Annotated in this window: 14 protein-coding genes and 1 pseudogene; 6 read left to right on the top strand and 9 right to left on the bottom strand. The window is 41.8% G+C overall.

Annotation, left to right across the window (positions count from 1 at the left end; genetic code table 11):
- Positions 1-345: 345 nt before the first annotated feature.
- The 7 genes from AC5JMF_RS20975 to AC5JMF_RS20945 all read right to left on the bottom strand — a co-directional run bounded on the left by AC5JMF_RS20975 (position 346) and on the right by AC5JMF_RS20945 (position 7,225).
- Positions 346-663, bottom strand: a complete 318-nt coding sequence (locus AC5JMF_RS20975; protein WP_495797647.1) for a SemiSWEET family sugar transporter — start codon at positions 661-663, stop codon at positions 346-348.
- Between the two features lie 174 nt (positions 664-837).
- The gene (trpE, locus tag AC5JMF_RS20970) at positions 838-2,370 is read right to left on the bottom strand and encodes an anthranilate synthase component I (protein ID WP_495797646.1); all 1,533 of its coding nucleotides are present in this window, start codon (positions 2,368-2,370) and stop codon (positions 838-840) included.
- 429 nt (positions 2,371-2,799) lie between these two features.
- A complete protein-coding gene (locus AC5JMF_RS20965) occupies positions 2,800-3,222 on the bottom strand; it encodes a photosystem I reaction center subunit II PsaD (RefSeq protein WP_495797645.1) in 423 nt (140 codons plus the stop codon).
- A gap of 132 nt (positions 3,223-3,354) precedes the next feature.
- The gene (locus tag AC5JMF_RS20960) at positions 3,355-3,516 is read right to left on the bottom strand and encodes a hypothetical protein (protein WP_495794220.1); all 162 of its coding nucleotides are present in this window, start codon (positions 3,514-3,516) and stop codon (positions 3,355-3,357) included.
- A 48-nt stretch (positions 3,517-3,564) separates the two neighbouring features.
- Positions 3,565-5,577 carry a DICT sensory domain-containing protein gene (locus AC5JMF_RS20955; protein ID WP_495797644.1) on the bottom strand — a complete coding sequence of 671 codons (2,013 nt, stop codon included), beginning with the start codon at positions 5,575-5,577 and terminating at the stop codon, positions 3,565-3,567.
- A 785-nt stretch (positions 5,578-6,362) separates the two neighbouring features.
- Complete coding sequence (locus AC5JMF_RS20950; protein ID WP_495797643.1) at positions 6,363-6,800, bottom strand: hypothetical protein; 438 nt, start codon at positions 6,798-6,800, stop codon at positions 6,363-6,365.
- A 125-nt stretch (positions 6,801-6,925) separates the two neighbouring features.
- Positions 6,926-7,225: a hypothetical protein gene (locus AC5JMF_RS20945; protein WP_495797642.1), complete on the bottom strand. Its 300-nt coding sequence runs from the start codon at positions 7,223-7,225 to the stop codon at positions 6,926-6,928.
- Between the two features lie 558 nt (positions 7,226-7,783).
- Between AC5JMF_RS20945 and AC5JMF_RS20940 the strand changes: the two genes are divergently transcribed.
- Positions 7,784-10,072 carry an amylo-alpha-1,6-glucosidase gene (locus tag AC5JMF_RS20940; protein WP_495797641.1) on the top strand — a complete coding sequence of 763 codons (2,289 nt, stop codon included), beginning with the start codon at positions 7,784-7,786 and terminating at the stop codon, positions 10,070-10,072.
- Positions 10,073-10,154: 82 nt separating this feature from the next.
- Here AC5JMF_RS20940 and AC5JMF_RS20935 read toward each other — a convergent pair whose 3' ends face one another.
- Complete coding sequence (locus AC5JMF_RS20935) at positions 10,155-10,694, bottom strand: hypothetical protein (RefSeq protein WP_495797640.1); 540 nt, start codon at positions 10,692-10,694, stop codon at positions 10,155-10,157.
- A 193-nt stretch (positions 10,695-10,887) separates the two neighbouring features.
- Here AC5JMF_RS20935 and AC5JMF_RS20930 point away from each other — a divergent pair.
- Positions 10,888-11,683 (top strand): annotated as a pseudogene (locus tag AC5JMF_RS20930) (serine/threonine protein kinase); the annotation flags it as partial.
- 1,045 nt (positions 11,684-12,728) lie between these two features.
- Here the strand turns inward: AC5JMF_RS20930 and AC5JMF_RS20925 are convergent.
- A complete protein-coding gene (locus AC5JMF_RS20925) occupies positions 12,729-13,334 on the bottom strand; it encodes a hypothetical protein (protein ID WP_495797639.1) in 606 nt (201 codons plus the stop codon).
- 161 nt (positions 13,335-13,495) lie between these two features.
- Here AC5JMF_RS20925 and AC5JMF_RS20920 point away from each other — a divergent pair, with 161 nt between their 5' ends.
- The 4 genes from AC5JMF_RS20920 (at position 13,496) to psb27 (ending at position 16,771) form a co-directional block, all read left to right on the top strand.
- On the top strand, positions 13,496-13,693 hold the full coding sequence (locus AC5JMF_RS20920; protein ID WP_495797638.1) for a hypothetical protein: 198 nt from the start codon (positions 13,496-13,498) through the stop codon (positions 13,691-13,693).
- Between the two features lies 1 nt (position 13,694).
- A complete protein-coding gene (locus AC5JMF_RS20915) occupies positions 13,695-14,441 on the top strand; it encodes a DsbA family protein (RefSeq protein ID WP_495797637.1) in 747 nt (248 codons plus the stop codon).
- Positions 14,442-15,530: 1,089 nt separating this feature from the next.
- A complete protein-coding gene (locus AC5JMF_RS20910) occupies positions 15,531-16,241 on the top strand; it encodes a CAP domain-containing protein (protein ID WP_495797636.1) in 711 nt (236 codons plus the stop codon).
- Between the two features lie 131 nt (positions 16,242-16,372).
- Positions 16,373-16,771, top strand: a complete 399-nt coding sequence (gene psb27 / locus AC5JMF_RS20905; RefSeq protein WP_495797635.1) for a photosystem II protein Psb27 — start codon at positions 16,373-16,375, stop codon at positions 16,769-16,771.
- Positions 16,772-17,160 lie beyond the last annotated feature (389 nt).

Raw genomic sequence — 17,160 nt, 5'->3', positions numbered from 1 at the left:
GCGAAGCTATGCCGCAGGCTTTACGCTGCGCTAACGTAATTCGTAATTCGTAATTAAGCTTTGTAATGGGGATTTAGCGCAAAGTCAGAGCGGAGGTTTCCTCCGCTCTGACGGCAGTTGTTCATGGGGGAAACCCCCAAGATCACACTGCCTCAACTTTGTAAGACCCCAACACAAAACTTGCCGATTATAGAACCGGGGGACTTACAGCACATTTCATCTGAATGAAGTACACAAGGGCGGGCAGGATGCCCACCCCACAAGATTTATCATATTTAAGATGTGTACTTCATTTACTTGCAAAGTGCTGTAAACCTACGGAACTTGTTAAATGAATCGCTACAGCTATTCTTGGTTTTTGTATTTGATCTTCAATATCAAAATGATAGAAGCAAAAATTAAGGTAACAATATTAGCACCAATAATCGGCAAATCTTGAACAGAAAAACCATATATCAGCCATAAAATAATGCCTGTACACAAAACAATCAGCATACTCCAAGAAAGGTCATCAGCTGATTTTGATTTCCAAGTTTTGATGAGTTGAGGTAGATACGCAATGGTGGTTAGTACTCCTGCTGATATTCCTAAAGCAGTAATAAAATCAAATTCCATTTTTGTTGTCACCTCAAGTAGATAGGAGTGGGGAGTGGGCTGAGTCAAGTTGTACCCCTTTGCTTCAGCAAGCTACGCGTAGCGTCTCGCAGAGAAGCCCACGGAGAATGGGGGCAGGAGGAGGTTTTATTTTTGAATTACGAATTACGCACTTCACAGCGATAGCATTAGCGCAGCGGTAGCGAGGAACGAGCGTCGGTACGAGCATCCGTAGGAGCGTCATTACGAATTACGTAAGCAGCGAATTGCTTCTAACAATCCTTTGGCTTTATTTAGTGTCTCTTCATATTCTTTCTCTGGCTCGGAATCAGCTACTAAGCCTGCACCAGCTTGGACATTCACAGTGTTATTACGCAACACCATGGTGCGAATTGCTATAGCACTATTTAATTGTCCTTCAAAATCGTAATATCCATATACCCCTGAATAAACACCCCGGCGACTAGGTTCTAATTCATAAATAATTTCCATAGCACGAATTTTGGGTGCGCCGCTGACTGTACCCGCTGGAAAGCAAGCTTTCATTAAATCCCATGCTGTTTTGTTCTTGGCTAGTTTACCAACGACGTTGCTAACAATGTGCATGACATGAGAATAACGCTCAATTACCATTAGTTCATCGACTTTGACACTACCGCTTTCGCAAACCCGCCCTAAGTCATTTCGCCCTAAATCAACGAGCATGACGTGTTCAGCAACTTCTTTGGGATCTTTGAGTAAATCTTCAGCAAGATCTGTATCTTCTTTGGTTGTTTTTCCCCGTGGACGTGTTCCGGCAATTGGGCGTAGTGTTGCTATTGTTTCACCATCTAAATCTCGTTCGGCTTTTACCATTACTTCTGGACTGGAGCCAATAATTTGCCAGTCTTGAAAGTTAAAGTAAGCCATGTAAGGCGAAGGATTAATCTGACGTAGGGAACGATAAAGAGCAAAGGGTTCGCCTGTATATTCTGTTGAGAGTTGCTGAGAAATTACAACTTGGAAAATATCTCCCGCTCTAATATATTCCTTGGCTTTTTGGACGCTGGCACAAAAATCTGGCTGAGTAAAGTTGCTAGTGTATTCTTGTGCTTGATCTGCTGTTTTATTTCCTGGGAATGTCCATTCAAATATGGTTTTTTGCGGTGATAGGGGCAATGATAGCTTGCTAACCATTTGGTTAACACGATCGCACGCTTTTTGATATGCCGATTCTATCAATGTGCTACTGCTTGTTTCTATATGACGTAAATCAGCGTAGGCGATCGCCCAAATCTTACGTTTTACCTGATCAAAAATCAACAGATGGTCTACTTGCATCCACAACCCATCAGGAATATTTCTCTGCTCTGGTGGATGAATTGGTACACGCGGTTCTATCCAGCGAATCAATTCGTAGCCCCAAAACCCAAATAATCCACCAATTCCGGCGGGTAGCTGTGGTAACTTGACTGGATGATAATCTGCTAAACAGTTGGTGAGAGCGATAAAAGGGTCGCCTGTAAAAACCACCTGAGAACCATCGCGGTGTATCTGAGTAGTCTTATCGCCTCTAGCCTCCAAAATCCATAGCGGATCACAACCCACTAAACTATAGCGTCCTAGTTTTTCTCCACCTTCCACCGATTCCAACAAAAAGCTGTAGGGCTGATCTGCACATACTTTATACCAAGCAGATACTGGTGTATCTAAGTCAGCGACCCATTCCTGATATACAGGAACAAAATTACCTTGCTGGACTAGAGTAGAAAATTCAGAAAAATTAGGAAAAATCATTAAGGCATTTAAAGAAGGAATAGGGAACGGGCAACAGGTGAGTCTACTTGCCGTCTTGGCGGTCTCCGTCACGATAGCGCAGCGTAAAGCCTGCGGCATAGCTTCGCTTAGAGCGAGTCATCGAGCGTCTGGCAAAGTGGCGTTAGCGCAGCGTTAGCGACGTTAGGAGCATCACCCGTTCGCGCAGCGTCTCCGACAGGAGAAGGGGAACAGGATTTTTAGGTATATTTTTATACTTTAGCTAAAAAATACCACTTTCCCTGAATAGGGAATAGGAAATAGGGCAAGTTTCTCGACTTGAAAGTTAGCGTTAGCGACACAGGAGCGCCACTAGCGTTGAGTGGAGGAAATCTCCACTCAGAACTTTGTCAGACAGAAAAACTGTTCCCTATTCCCTATTCCCTGTTCCCTTTTTAGATGAGCCGCTAGTTAGGGAGCATCGTAGGTAGCAACACCGCTAAACTTAAGTTTAACTGGACTGGGGTTTTGTCCAATGCGGCGGTCTACATAGCGTACTTTGTCGCGACCTTCGTTCACTTTTTCTGGGAAGACACCATCAGCTGGGTGAATTGCGGTAGTTTCTCCGTTGGGTAGAATCCGGTAAATTTTGTAGTTTGTGATTTTGAATTTCCGGAGTTGACCACCCAAAGCAATACCATATTCTTTGCGAGCTATATACAGCAAGTTGTCACCTTGCAGCATGGTAGCAGCACCGCCTGTAGGCAATTCAAAAACTTGCTGTTTTGGGCTATTCCAGGTGATTGCGTACACTTCTTCTACTTTTGCTTTTGTTAGCAAGCCACCAGTGCTGCCAGCGAACAACGGCGTTTGTCCAGAAAGTGTTTCTGCCATAAGTACTCTCTCAACGTTTTTAGGGCATCGTAACACTGCGACCAGGGTCATATTGCGATCGCGTCATAGACTGTAACAGTTTTTAGTAGAAGGGAACAGGGAGCAGGGAATGGGGGTACTGGGGAATTGTCATTAGACTTCTTGCAAAAATACTTGAACCGTCAGAGACTCAAGTCTCTGCCTAATAGCAAAAGTCCGTTGAAACGGACTAAAAATACTGTTATTAGTCGGTTGAAACCGACTTGAGTTATCAGCCAGAAAATTTATTTTCTGGCGAGTATCCGACTTTTGCAAGAGGTCTATTGATTATTCTCCGCGTCCCCTATCTCCCCCTGTCCATTCCTAGCGACTCTTAACTCTTGAGCGCTTTTCCTCTTTGCTCCCCTGGACGATGGGAACGGTAAAGTGAAACTGGCTACCTTGGTCTTTGCCTTTTGATTCTGCCCAAATTTGACCACCCCAGCCATTGACAATTTGGCGGCAAATTGCCAAACCCAATCCTGTACCACCAGCGGTACGGCGTAGCGCTCCCTCTTCTTGATAAAAGCGGTCAAAAACTACTTCTAGACGATTAGGTTCTATGCCACGTCCGGTATCGGCTACTGTCACCTCAACCATTTGATTGCTGTTACGAGTAGCTTTAATAGTAATTTCTCCGGCTGATGGCGTAAATTTATATGCGTTGTCTATGAGTTTTGCCAGTACTTCTACTAACCAATCGCCATCAGCTTTCACTAGGGGTAAGTTTTGAGTAATTTGAGTTTTGATTTGGGGGGGTTTTTCTGTTGTTGAGGAACGGGTGCGGGTGCGGCTAAGTGCTAAATCCACACACTCTTGTAAGCTGAGAGATTCTGGATGCCATTCTACCCGACCGCTTTCGAGGTTGGAAAGTGTCAGGAAATCTTGCACTAGTTTCCGCATCCGTTCTGAGTCGGAAAGTGCTGTGTTAATCATCACTTGCTGCAACTCTAGAGGCATATCTGGCTCACTGGCAAGACTTTCTAAGCACACTTGAATTGTGGATAGGGGGGTGCGGAGTTCGTGTCCAGTGATGGCAATTAGATTGCTGCGGGTGCGGTCTAGAGCTTCTAATTGCTTGTTAAGTTCTTCTAAGTTGGCGTAAGCTTCAGCTTGGATGAGGGCTGCACCTACGTGAGTGGCGATCGCTTCTACCAAATCTAATTCTCCAGGCTGCCAATCATGGGGTGGCAGACTACAGTAGTGTAACTCTACTATACCTAACAATCGCCCTTGAAAGAATACTGGTTCTATCAGCCAAGAGCGAATGGCAAATTTTTTAGCAATCAAAGACAGTCCCGCCGAATTAGTAACGCGGGGGTCGGTCATTGTATCGCTAACACAAACGCCTTCGTCTTCTTTGACGATTTCTCGAAATAGAGGATTTTGCTCTAACTCCCAAGTTTGCCCGCAAACGGATACTACACCGGGGGTGAGAAACTCGTGTTCGATGATGGCTTGGCTATCTGTGACTTGAGCGCGGTAAATTAGACAGCGACAAGCTTCTAGATGTTGCCCTAATTCTTGCGCTGCGACTTGGAGAACTTCGTGAGGATCGAGCGATCGCCGAATTGCGGTACTAATTGAGTTGACTAAACGCTCTTTACGTGCTTGGGCTGCGATCGAACGATAAGCTTTGTGTAATTTGTATTGACTTGCTTGCAGATAAGTGACTAAACGCTGCACAAAGGGGTCAGTATCGATATCACAAGCATACTCGTTGATTTGCACTGCCCCAGATTTACTTCCTTGTTCCCCAATGCCAAATCTCTGGCGTGCTTGGGCAATTTTGCCTGTTAAATCTGGTCTATAGACCAAAATCCTGTCTAGTAGCAATTGAGCTGCTTTGATACTAACGCCCCTCTCTGAAGTCCAAATTCCTTCAAATCTTCGCGCTGTATCCATATCCAGGCTGGGACTTAGCTCTGGTAGTTGCTTATTTTTAGCAATGGAGCCAAGACTTTCTCGGCAGACTAAACAAGTAGCATAATTATGCGCGATGACTACTAAATGCCATTCTTGACTTAAAGCATCCTCTGGCTCAAAAGCTACTTTTTCATAGTATTCTGAGCTATTGGTAAAATCTGTTTCTGGTGCAGATAATACGTATATTTGATCACTTCTCTGAGACAGACGCTGATAGCGATGGGCTTCTTGGCGATAGAATCGCTCTCGTTGGAAGCTAGCAATCACTAAAGGCTGGACTAGAGTCGCAGCCAAAACTTGGTCTTCCATCGCATGGGAGAGCGCCGTTAAAGAAGCCTTAAAATATAGCTGGGGCCGTAGGTGAGGGAGAGTCTTTAGCAGATCACTCAACACGGAAGTCGAAATGCTCATGAATATTATTAAATGCCCAAACTGGAAAATATCCACGTCACAGCTGCATTGTACAAATTACAACGGACTTTCAAGTTAAATTGACAGTTGCAATATGTAAAGAATGCTAAAAAGCATTTTTGCCAAGGCAGGCATAGCACATTTTTACCATCTAGGAGTGACAGGTGCAGCTTGATTTACACATTTGGGATATTTCATTTGTATTTTGTGTCCCGATGTGCTTAAGCCATTTGTCACAGTTACTTTATTCTTTACCTAAGTTTTTTATCCATTGATTGGTATTGTGATATTTCAAAATAATAGGCTATTACGCCCAATATATATTTTCGACCAATTTTGCCATGAGGTAGCCTTCGCAAAGAATCTACAAATAAAGGGGACAGGGGAAGATAGGCAGTGGGGTGTATTTTACTCTTGAGTACAGCACCGCGAGTAATTTTAATCACATTATCGAGATCCGATCAATCGCGTCTTGTATTTGGTAAATTAGCGATCGCCCCCCGTAATTTTTCCGAAGCAAAATTGGTCAATAAACCTCTTGCAAAAGTCCTTCTTTGCGCCTCTGCGTGTTAGCGAAGCGGGGCGTAAGCTAAAAAACATCTAAATTACATAATCAAATTAAATAAAACTCTTGTGGAGTGGGCATCTTGCCCGCTCTAATTATGCAAGTTATATGTGGAACAGCTTAGCCCGACAAAAAATATTTATGCAAGAAGTCTAAGGAATATCTGTCCCAGCAATGACCATAGGAACTCGCATAGTAGGTGTATGAGCCAAAAAGTTGATTATTGCAGCAAAGGAGTTGTGCCATTACCGTTAGTTGACGCATTTGCAATTGCAGCTTGAGTAGGTTGAGTAGTAAGAACCGCTACAACTGGAGTAACTTTTGAACTAGATTGTTTACTTCGTTTTCGATTAGAGCCGCCAGCCTTGGAATACTCTATACTGTTTCTGCCGTAGACAGTTGCAACTCCACTTAGCATTCGTTCAGACATTTCGGAAAGGGCTTTATCCATCTGGGTGATTGTTTTACGCGATTCTTCAAGATTGGACACCAGCGTATTATGAGCTTCTAGTACAGCACGGGTAGTGTTGATTAGGTGGTTGTAGGCTTCAATTGTTAACCCATGTCCTAAATCCAGATTTTCATCAATGGATTTAAGCAAGGCAAGACGAAGTTGGGCTTTGTTAACAGCAGCAGAACCACGAGTTTTTAAAGACATCAGATATCCTTTTTTTAATAATTCCTTTTTCAACATAGTGGAACATCTTTTTACCTGAGATGGGTAGTTTTATGGATTTATTTCATTAAAAGTTCAATGCAATAATTACGAGGTTGTCTGTGTTTTTACTCATTTTTTATATTGATTTGTTGTTTGATAATAAGTGCAATCAGCAAATGCGTTAGCGTAGCCCGCCACAGGCATCGCCGAAATAGTAAATGCGATCGCCGAAATAGCAAATGTAGTCGCCGAAATAACAAATGCGATCGCCGAAATAGCAAATATAGTCGCCGAAATAACAAATGCGATCGCCGAAATAGCAAATATAGTCGCCGAAATAACAAATGTAGCCGCCGAAATAACAAATGTAGCCGCCGAAATAACAAATGCGATCGCCGAAATAGTAAATGCGATCGCAATTCCATCTTGGGGATTGGGGAAGTGCTGAGTCAGGAGTGAGTGTTAAGCTAAAAAACATCTAAATTACATAATCAAATTAAATAAAACTCTTGTGGGGTGGGCATCTTGCCCGCCCTAATTATGCAAGTTATATGTGGAACAGCTTAGTAGTATTTCTCACCCTGCCTCCCCAGTTCCTATTCCCTATTTCCCAATCCTCTTTCAAGGATTATTAAATATCATAAATTTGTCTAATCAAATACCAAAATATCAGCCTTAACTGTCAACTCATCAACACAAATACATAAGATTTTCTCATGAGTGAGATAACTTTAATTTGCTCACTGCTTTTTTGCCAGCAGTTATGTAAGCATTATTTTGGCTAGAATGACTCAGATGTGGGGGATGAGGGAGATGAGGGAGATGAGGGGGATGAGGGGGATGAGGGAGATGAGGGAGAAAGATCATTATTCAGTCCCCGCGTCCCCGCGTCCCCAATCCCCAGTCCCCAGTCCCCAATCCCCAGTCCCCAATCCCCAGTCCCCAATCCCCAGTCCCTATTGCCCAAACAGGAACCTTGGCTAATGACACCGGATACACTGATGACCCCGGAAAAAATTTTTTTGGACGGAAAGACTTTTATTCCAGCAGAACAACTACCAATCCCGGAATGGCCTTGTGTTGTCAGTGAAAGACCACAGCCAACTCTGACGGTAAAAGATGATGATTTATTCTTGGTGACAGATCCGATGGGGAACATTTCTGGCTGTTCCCTGAATGATGGCAACCCCAGCATGGGACTGTTTTGTAGCGATACGCGGTTTCTCAGTCGCTTAGAGTTACAGATTGAGGGGCGATCGCCTATACTTCTCAGTAGTACTGCCCAAAAAGGTTTTGCGTTGTCAGTTTTGTGTACCAACCCCAGAATTGAAGACCGCCTCAAAGCCGATACTGTAGGAATCCGCCGCGAAATTGTCCTCAATGGGGCACTATTTGAAGAAATAGAAATCACAAACTATAGCACAACTACCGTCAGTTTAGAACTCAGCATCAGCTTTGATGCCGATTTTGTAGATTTATTTGAAGTTCGGGGCTATAGCAGAGACAAACGGGGCCGGCTTTTGCGTTTGGTGGAACCAACACCAGAAGAAGTATCGCCTACAGCTGATGGACTTATACCTATTCAGAGTCAACCACACTCTGTTACAGAAACATCTTTAACTCTTGCATATCAAGGTTTAGATGGGGCGGTGATGGAATCCCGTATCCAATTCCAGCATTGCCAACCAAACCATTTTAGGGGTTACACTGCGGTTTGGCAGCTAGAGTTAGCTTCTCACGAAACGCAAAAGCTAGGCTATCGGGTAAATATGTTGACCAACAACAAGTCTAGTTCCACCGTGAGTGCAGCTACCACTTTAGGACAAGCAAAAGCCGCAGAATGGATGGAAGAGCAAAACTGGGTACAACAAATTACCCGAATCAGCTCAGACAAAAGCACCTTCAATCGAGCAATTGAAAGGGCTGAGCAAGATATGTATTTATTGCGTCAGTCTTTTGGTAAATATAAAACTGTTTCTGCTGGAGTGCCTTGGTTTTCTACACTATTTGGTCGAGATTCGCTGATTACAGCTTCCCAAACTCTGATGTTAAACTCGCAAATTGCGAAAGAAACTCTAACTTTATTAGCCTTACATCAAGGGAAAATCGATGATGAATGGCGCGAAGAAGAACCGGGTAAAATTTTACACGAGTTGCGCTTAGGGGAAATGGCTCGGTGTCAAGAAATCCCCCATACACCTTACTACGGTACAGTTGATGCCACTCCCCTGTGGTTGATGTTGTATGCCGAATACTACGCTTGGACTCACGACCAAGAAACCCTAGAACAACTTTGGCCCAATGCCCTAGCGGCTATGGAGTGGATTGATCGTCATACCAAACAAACCAGCTATTTAAGCTACTACCGCAAATCTAAACGCGGTTTAGACAATCAAGGGTGGAAAGACTCTGGTGACTGTATTGTAGACCGCAAAGGAGAACTAGCCAACGGCCCAATTGCCCTTTGTGAGGTGCAAGCCTACGTCTATTCGGCAAAAACGCGCCTAGCAGAAATTGCCAAGATGAAGAAGCGACTTGATTTAGCAGACCGTTGGCAAGAAGAGGCCAGAAACCTGAAGGTGCGTTTTAACAGGGATTTTTGGATAGAAGACCAAGATTTTTGCGCTTTAGCTTTGGATGGAGACGGTAAACAAGTAGACAGCATTACCTCAAATCCTGGTCATTGCTTACATCTGGGCATTTTTACACCCGAAAGAGCCTATAGTGTAGCGGAAAGATTACGCGCCCCAGATATGTTTAATGGTTGGGGAATTCGTACCTTAAGTAGTTTGTCACCAGCTTATAATCCGATGGGTTATCACATTGGTTCAGTTTGGCCGCATGATAACGCATTGATTGCCATGGGATTGCGATCGCTTGGTTTAATCGACCAAGCCCTAGAACTTTTCCAAGGCTTATTTGACATGACTTGTCAGCAATCCTATCAACGCCCTCCCGAACTTTTCTGTGGTTACGAACGTAACGGTGATAATGCCCCTGTGCAGTATCCTGTTGCTTGTACTCCGCAAGCTTGGGCAACGGGTAGTATATTTCAATTACTGCAAATGATGGTCAATTTAGTGCCTGATGCTCAAAATAATTGCTTACGAATCATTGATCCGGCTTTACCAGAGTCAATCAATCGTCTGTCCTTCCATAATTTGCGAGTAGGCCCTACCATCCTCGATTTAGAATTTGAACGTTCCGGTAGCACTACTGCTTGTCGCGTTGCAAAAAAACGCGGCAACTTGAGAGTAGTTATCGAAGCCTAACAATTAAGTTGAGCCGCCGCTAAGCATTCTAGGCGGTCGGCTCTAATATTAAGCATGACTTTAGCAAGAAGTCTAATGTATATTAACAGGATGCTCCTAGTAATTGAATTTCTCTAATTACCCCCTGTTTGCTAATAGAAAATACTAAACCACCAAAAGCATCGTTGGGATATGCTAAATAGTTTTTAGTATCATTTCTTGATAAAAACGCAGAGTATGTTTTTTGGGCTTTACCTATGCGATCGCCTACCTTTATCCCTTTATCAGTGGGATGATGCGAACTAGAAGTTTTAATTAAATGTACTTCACTTTGACTTACATTATTAGAAGTTGAAAGACCTTCTATTTCTAATTCATTGTATTTCCAAGTAGTAATATAGGAGCTATAACAAACATCATCGTACTTTGTAGTTCGACTTTTCGGCCTACCTAATTTTTTGATAATTTCCTTCTCTTTCATACCCAACTTAATACCACCTATGGATATCTTAGATACATCAATTTCTTTCTTGCTGGACTTATCAAGAAGATTGCTGTTCTCACCTGTGGCTGTAGGATTTACAACCAGTAATATCCCAAAACCAATTGCTACTGCTAATTTTTTAAATATAACTTGATACAAATATTACTAGTTAAAAATTTTACTGAATTTATGTAAATATACTATAGATTTGCTCAAAATAATCAATATTTATCTCTACAGAAAGCTGTAATTTTATAGTGATTGCGATCGCATCCCTAGTTAGGACGCTCCAGAATTATTAGCAACAGCGTTAGTATTTCTAGAGTGAACTATTCTACGTAAGGGGTTAGCGATGATAGGTCACTTACTAGTAGACCGCTACGAAATTCGTCGGCAATTGGGTAAAAAAGCTGGACGACAAGCGCTGTTAGCATGGGATCGACAAACTCAAAATCTGGTAGTTGTGAAATTACTCAGTTTTAGCCAAGAATTCGTTTGGGATGACCTAAAATTATTTGAGCGCGAAGCAGAAACATTACGTACACTTTCCCATCCAGCCATTCCGCAATATCTAGATTTCTTTGACCTAGCTTCAGCCAACACTCATAACTTTGCATTAGTGCAAAGCTATATAGAAGGAGAATCTTTAGAAGCGTGCTTAAAAGCAGGGCGGACATTTAGCGAACTGGATGTCAAACAACTTGCCACATCGCTTCTGGAAATTCTGATCTATCTACACGGTCGCCAACCACCCGTCATTCACCGAGATATCAAACCGAGTAACATTCTCCTGAAAAATCGTTCTGGACATTCGATTGGCGATGTGTACTTGGTGGATTTTGGTTCTGTGCAGACATTAGCAGCCAGGGAAAGCGGAACGATTACAATTGTTGGTACTTATGGCTACATGCCCCCAGAACAATTTGGTGGGCGTGCTAATCCTGCATCGGATTTATACGGGTTAGGTGCAACGCTAATTTATATGGCAACAGGAAAGCACCCTGCCGATATTCCTCAAAAACAACTGAGGTTACAATTCAAGCCCTTGACTAATCTCAGTTCTGAATTAACGCAGTGGTTAGCACGATTAGTAGAACCGGGTTTAGATGAGCGGTTTGCATCGGCAGAAGCAGCACTGCGAAGTTTAGATCGCTTATCCACAGGTCAACAAGTATACATTGAAAAACCTGGGGTAGAAGTTGCACCGATTGCGATCGCTAAACCTCATGGCAGCCCAGTTAAACTATCAACAACAGCAAATTTACTAACCATTCAATTTCCTCAGACACGAACTCAACGAATTTATACACTATCACCATTATTCAAAAACGTTGCTGTCTGGTTTGGTGTAGGTTTAATTCTTGCTTTTTTCAACCCAGTTTTATCAGTTTCTCTCCTGCTGCTATGGATAAGTGGCTCCTACTTAGAGCGAATTATTTTAAGTATTTTCAGACGACCTTTAACTAAATTAAATACTCTCAGGATTGATCAGTATCAGATTACCCTTTGCCTTTATGAACAAGACAAACCTAAAACTGCAATTTCTAGCCCTCGGCAAACAATCACTAGCTTAGAGTACCGAAATAGTGAAGGCTACCACTCATTAATTATTTGGGCAGATAAACAGTATAAATTAGATAGTAACTCTTTGCTTTCTCCTCAAGAGTTGCAGTGGTTAGCCTCTGAACTGGGAAAGTGGTTAAATTTGCCCACTCAAGAAACTATGCAGCATTTATCGTTGCCCACAGCTCTATTTCGGAAGGGATTACCAAAGGTTATACCATCTCAAATTTCCATTGAAAAACCGATTGACAGCAAAATTGTCTTACTCAAAAGACCGAGTTGGATTGATATTTTAATTCCCCAAGATTCGAGCCAGAATAGCAATAACTATACCCAGCTTCATATTGATAATCAGCAAATTAACCTGACATCTGCATCCAAAAAAGATCCACCCCCTAGCCTGAGAATGGGCATTAGCGCCATAGAGTATTACAGTAACAGCGATAACTCAGATGGTTTTCTGAGAATTTGGGCAGGACAGCAAAAATATCAACTAGGGGAAGATGGTTCACTCTCTCCAGCCGAACTTGAGTGGTTAGCTTATGAACTCAGTGAGTGGTTAAAGCTGCCAATTTATCGTACTCAAATGTGAATTAGTAGTTTCAGTCATCGCCAGATCTCTGCTATTTTTCAACAAGCACCTTTCACTAATCTAATTTCTTTAATGCCCTTTTGTTTATTAATAGAAAAGAATAAACCACCATAAGCATCATTTGGATATACTAAACCATTTTCACTATCAATTTTTGATAGAAGCTCGCTTGTTGATAATGTTGAGGTATACTCATGTGTTGATAAAAACGTTGAGTATGCTTTGAGAGCCGTAGTTATGCGATCGCTAACCTTTACCCCTTTCTCAGTGGGATAAGACGAACTAGTAGTAGTGATTTGATGCACTTCACTTTTGCTTGGGTTACTAGAAGTTGAAAGTCCTTCAATTTCTAAGCCGTTGAATTTCCAAGTAGTAGTATATAAGTCAAAATCACAAAATTTACCATATGTTATAGTTCGACTTTTCGGTTTACCCAATTTTTTAATAATATCCTTTTCTTTCATACCTAGTTTAATTCCACCTATGGAATTTTTAGACGAATCAATTAATTTTTTGCTCGACTTATCAAGAAAATTGCTAGGGTAGTTTGAACTGTGATTCTCACCTATAGCTATAGGGTTTACAGCAAATAGTATCCCAAAACCAATTCCTGCTGCTAATTTTTTAAACATAATCTGATTCATATCATGTTCGCTTGAAGACTTATCGTTAGGGCTGACGCCAACAGAAGTAATGACATAAGTTTAAAGTAGGTTTGTTTTTAGCGATCGCTAAAAACAGTATGATTCTACAAACTTCGTAATTAATCAGGAGAATCTTATGGCTGAATACGATTATATTGTGATTGGTACAGGCTCGGCGAGCTGTATTGTTTTTTGCCAACCGCCTCACAAAAGACGGTGAATCCGATTTGCGAAAACTGGTTGCAGGAATCAAAATTACTCGTCAACTGTTCCAATTAACTGCATTTGATGACTTCCGAGGAGAGGAAGCCGCCGCTGGTGCAGTGTTTAACTTATTATTCCGTTTCCAACAGTCATAATATGAACAAATTCTTCGATTGGATAAAAACCTGGGTAATAACAGGTTTAGTATGTTTAGTTTTAGTATGGTCATTTCCTGCACAAGCGGCTAGTAAAATCGATCCAAAACTAGAACAGCAAGTATTACAAATTATCCGCGAACATCCAGAAGTAATTATCGAATCTGTTCAAGCATATCAGCAACGACAACAACAGCAATTAAAGCAAGTACGGCAAGCATTTTTACAGGAATTAAAAACTAATCCTAAAACGGTGATTGGTGAGTCTCCAGTTACGGGTTCAGCTAAGTTACAAACTGTGCTGATTGAATTTTCTGATTTTCAATGTCCATACTGCGCTAAAGCACATGAAGATTTGAAACTGCTGTTAGCAAAGTATCAAGATAAGTTGACACTAGGTTATAAAAATTTACCCTTAACTTCAATTCATGCTGAAGCGTTGCCAGCTGCAACAGCGGCTTGGGCTGCCCAACAACAGGGAAAGTTTTGGGAATATCATGATTCCTTGTTTACTAATCAAAAGCAACTGGGTGAGGTGTTATATCTAGATATTGCTAAAAACCTCAACCTGGATTTAGGTAAGTTTAAACGCGAACGCACTCTCGCAACTCCCGCGATTGAGAAAGATATCCAGTTAGCTGAGAAATTGGGGGTTTCTAGTACACCTTTTTTTATGATGAGTAATCCGACTTTCTCAGGTGTGATACAGCTATCTGATATTGAAAGTATATTAGCTAATGCCAAATGAAAGGGAACAAGGAATAGGGAAAATAAGTTACTCACTAAGAGGTCGTTTGAAAAGTCTAAATTAATACTAGCCCCGACGATTATAAATCGTGCGCCAGTTGCTTCAAGTCGGCAAAGCCGCCCAACGCACTGGCTTGGCTACATAGATAAAAACCACCTCCGTGGGTTTCAAAACCTTGATTTTCCGTGTTTTCCACGGAGGTGAACTAAGCTTTGTGTAGTAGCGAATTATATTCGTCCAAAACTTTTCTTTAAACCTTTATCTCTTTTTGGAAATTGGTTAGCTTATCAATGAGCTAATACAGGTAATATAACTCTAGGACTCGCGCGATCGCAAAATTATCAGTAAGTCAAAGGGAAGAAAAGACAAAATAGAAAATCTTCCCTTTCTTCCTGAATTAACTTGTCTAATAAACATTTTTTCACGAATTTTGTTGAATTTAATTTACAGCAGCTTACAGGTAAATAAAGTACAAACTTTAAGAACAAATTCATCGAACAAAAGACTTTCTCTCCTGTTCCCCGCTCCCTGTTCCTTGCTGTACCTACACGTATATAGGTATACACTATAAGTTAACAATAATGTGCATCTTTAGTTAGAGGTTGAGTTTACTATTGAACTGCTGTACTTATAGACAAGTGTAAGGAGTAGCTGATGAGGAGTGAAGATGAGAAATCTTCATCACTCCTCATGTTCTTAGTTTTGAATTTTTAATTATTTTGTTATTACGAATTATTTATCGTAAATTAAAGGGTTTAAGACCCCTAAGTCTATACGTAGCTCACTTTCAGATGGGGATTTATATCCCGAATGAAACTGTTTTAAATTTTGAATTATTTATCATAACGCTAGTTTTTGTTACTAATGACCAAAAATTGTGATTTACGTTTTTGTGTTGGCAAGGTGAAAACAGGTATTAAGTGATACAATTGAAACGCTCCAGGAACAAAGAGAAGCGCAGGGTTATCTGTAGTCCTGCTGTACTACTTTGTGTTTTTCTTGGCTAAATTCTGCGTTAAAAATTCGTATTTCTTTAGTCCTGCGGTGTATCTAATTCACAAAACCGTAGAACAAATCGTGAGGTTATCAATGCGTCGCATCAAATTTTGGATCTTTTTGCCTGTTAGTATGATATTTGGCTGCTCTAATAAGGTAATACAATCTCACAGTCCATCTGTAACAAAAAATACTTCAAATGTTGTTCAAGAAACTAGCCCGCCTGTGTTGGCAAAGGCAAGTTATCTTTCAAACTTAGAACAACAAGTGATTAATGAAACTAATAAAGTACGAATAAACCCTCAATCATATATTCCAATTATTGAAAATTATAAGAAGCGCTTCCAAGGTAGTCGAGTCAAAATTTCTGATACTACTTATTTGCAAACTCAGGAAGGTGTAAGGGCAGTTGATGAGGCACTGACATTTCTCACATCAGCGCGTCCTGTGGGAGCATTAAGTGCATCCAAGGGGATGTCTCTGGCTGCTGAAGACCATGTTAAAGACCAAGGGACAAAAGGTACCACAGGGCACAATGGCAGTGATGGTAGTAGCCCTTTTGCTCGGATAAATCGTTATGGTGCTTGGCAAGTAACCGCCGCTGAAAATATTAGCTATGGGCCAGATACCGCCCAAGATATTGTCATGCAGTTAATTATTGATGATGGTGTGCGCGATCGCGGTCACAGAAAAAATATTTTTAATGGTGCTTTCAAAGTTACTGGTGTTGCTTGCGGAACTCACAAAAAATACAAAACGATGTGTGTGATTAACTACGCTGGTGGATATCGAGAAAGAGGCTAGGGATTGGGGAATTCGTAATTATTTATTCTCCTCCTGCTCCCTTTAATTCCCAACTCCCCACTGAATTGATCCCCAAGATACCAATCCAAGATAGGATGGACGTTGATTTACGTATTCTTCACTTAATGCATATGAAGCGCTATTGGTCGCGTCTGCTTGCCCTGGTTTTGGTTTTAGCCATTGGTTTAATGGGTTGTTCTGGTAGTCTGGATAGTCTGACGGGAGATTATCGCCAAGATACCTTTACCGTAGTCAATGCCATGAAACAAGCGCTAGATTTGTCAGAAGATTCGCCAAATAAAGCAGCAATTCAAGCAGAAGCGCGTCAAAAAATTAATGACTTTTCAGCTCGCTATCAAAGAGTCAACTCCGTTTCTGGTCTTAGCTCCTTTACAACCATGCGAACAGCTCTCAATTCCCTAGCCGGACACTACAGTTCCTATCCCAACCGTCCCGTACCACAAAAACTCAAAACTCGCTTAGAAAAAGAGTTGCAGCAGGTAGAGTCAGCACTCCAGCGCGGTGCATAACCAAAAAAGGGGTGTAGGGGAAGAGGGTTTGTTTCCACAAACCACTAAATAATTCGTAATTCGTAATTCGTAATTAAGTTTTGTAATGGGGATTTAGCGCCAAGTCACCAGGGGGAAACCTGCGCTCTGACGGCAGTTGTTCATGGGGGAAACCACGCCACTTGCGCGGATGCCGGGAAACCCGTCTAACGCAGTGGCTCCCCAACATCACACTGCCTCAACTTTGTAATACCAATTCTCTAAAATTCGGCTACACATTCAAACTCCGAAACCCATACTAAATAAGAGTTTCTTAATTACGAATTACGTTAGCGGAGCGTAAAGCCTGCGGCACAGCTTCGCTTAGAGCGAGTCATCGAGCGTCGGTACGAGCGTCAGCGTAAAGCCTG

The sequence above is a fragment of the Desmonostoc vinosum genome (assembly GCF_059505385.1).
Note: the sequence above shows the minus strand (reverse complement) of the source record. Positions and strands in the feature narration are given on the sequence as shown.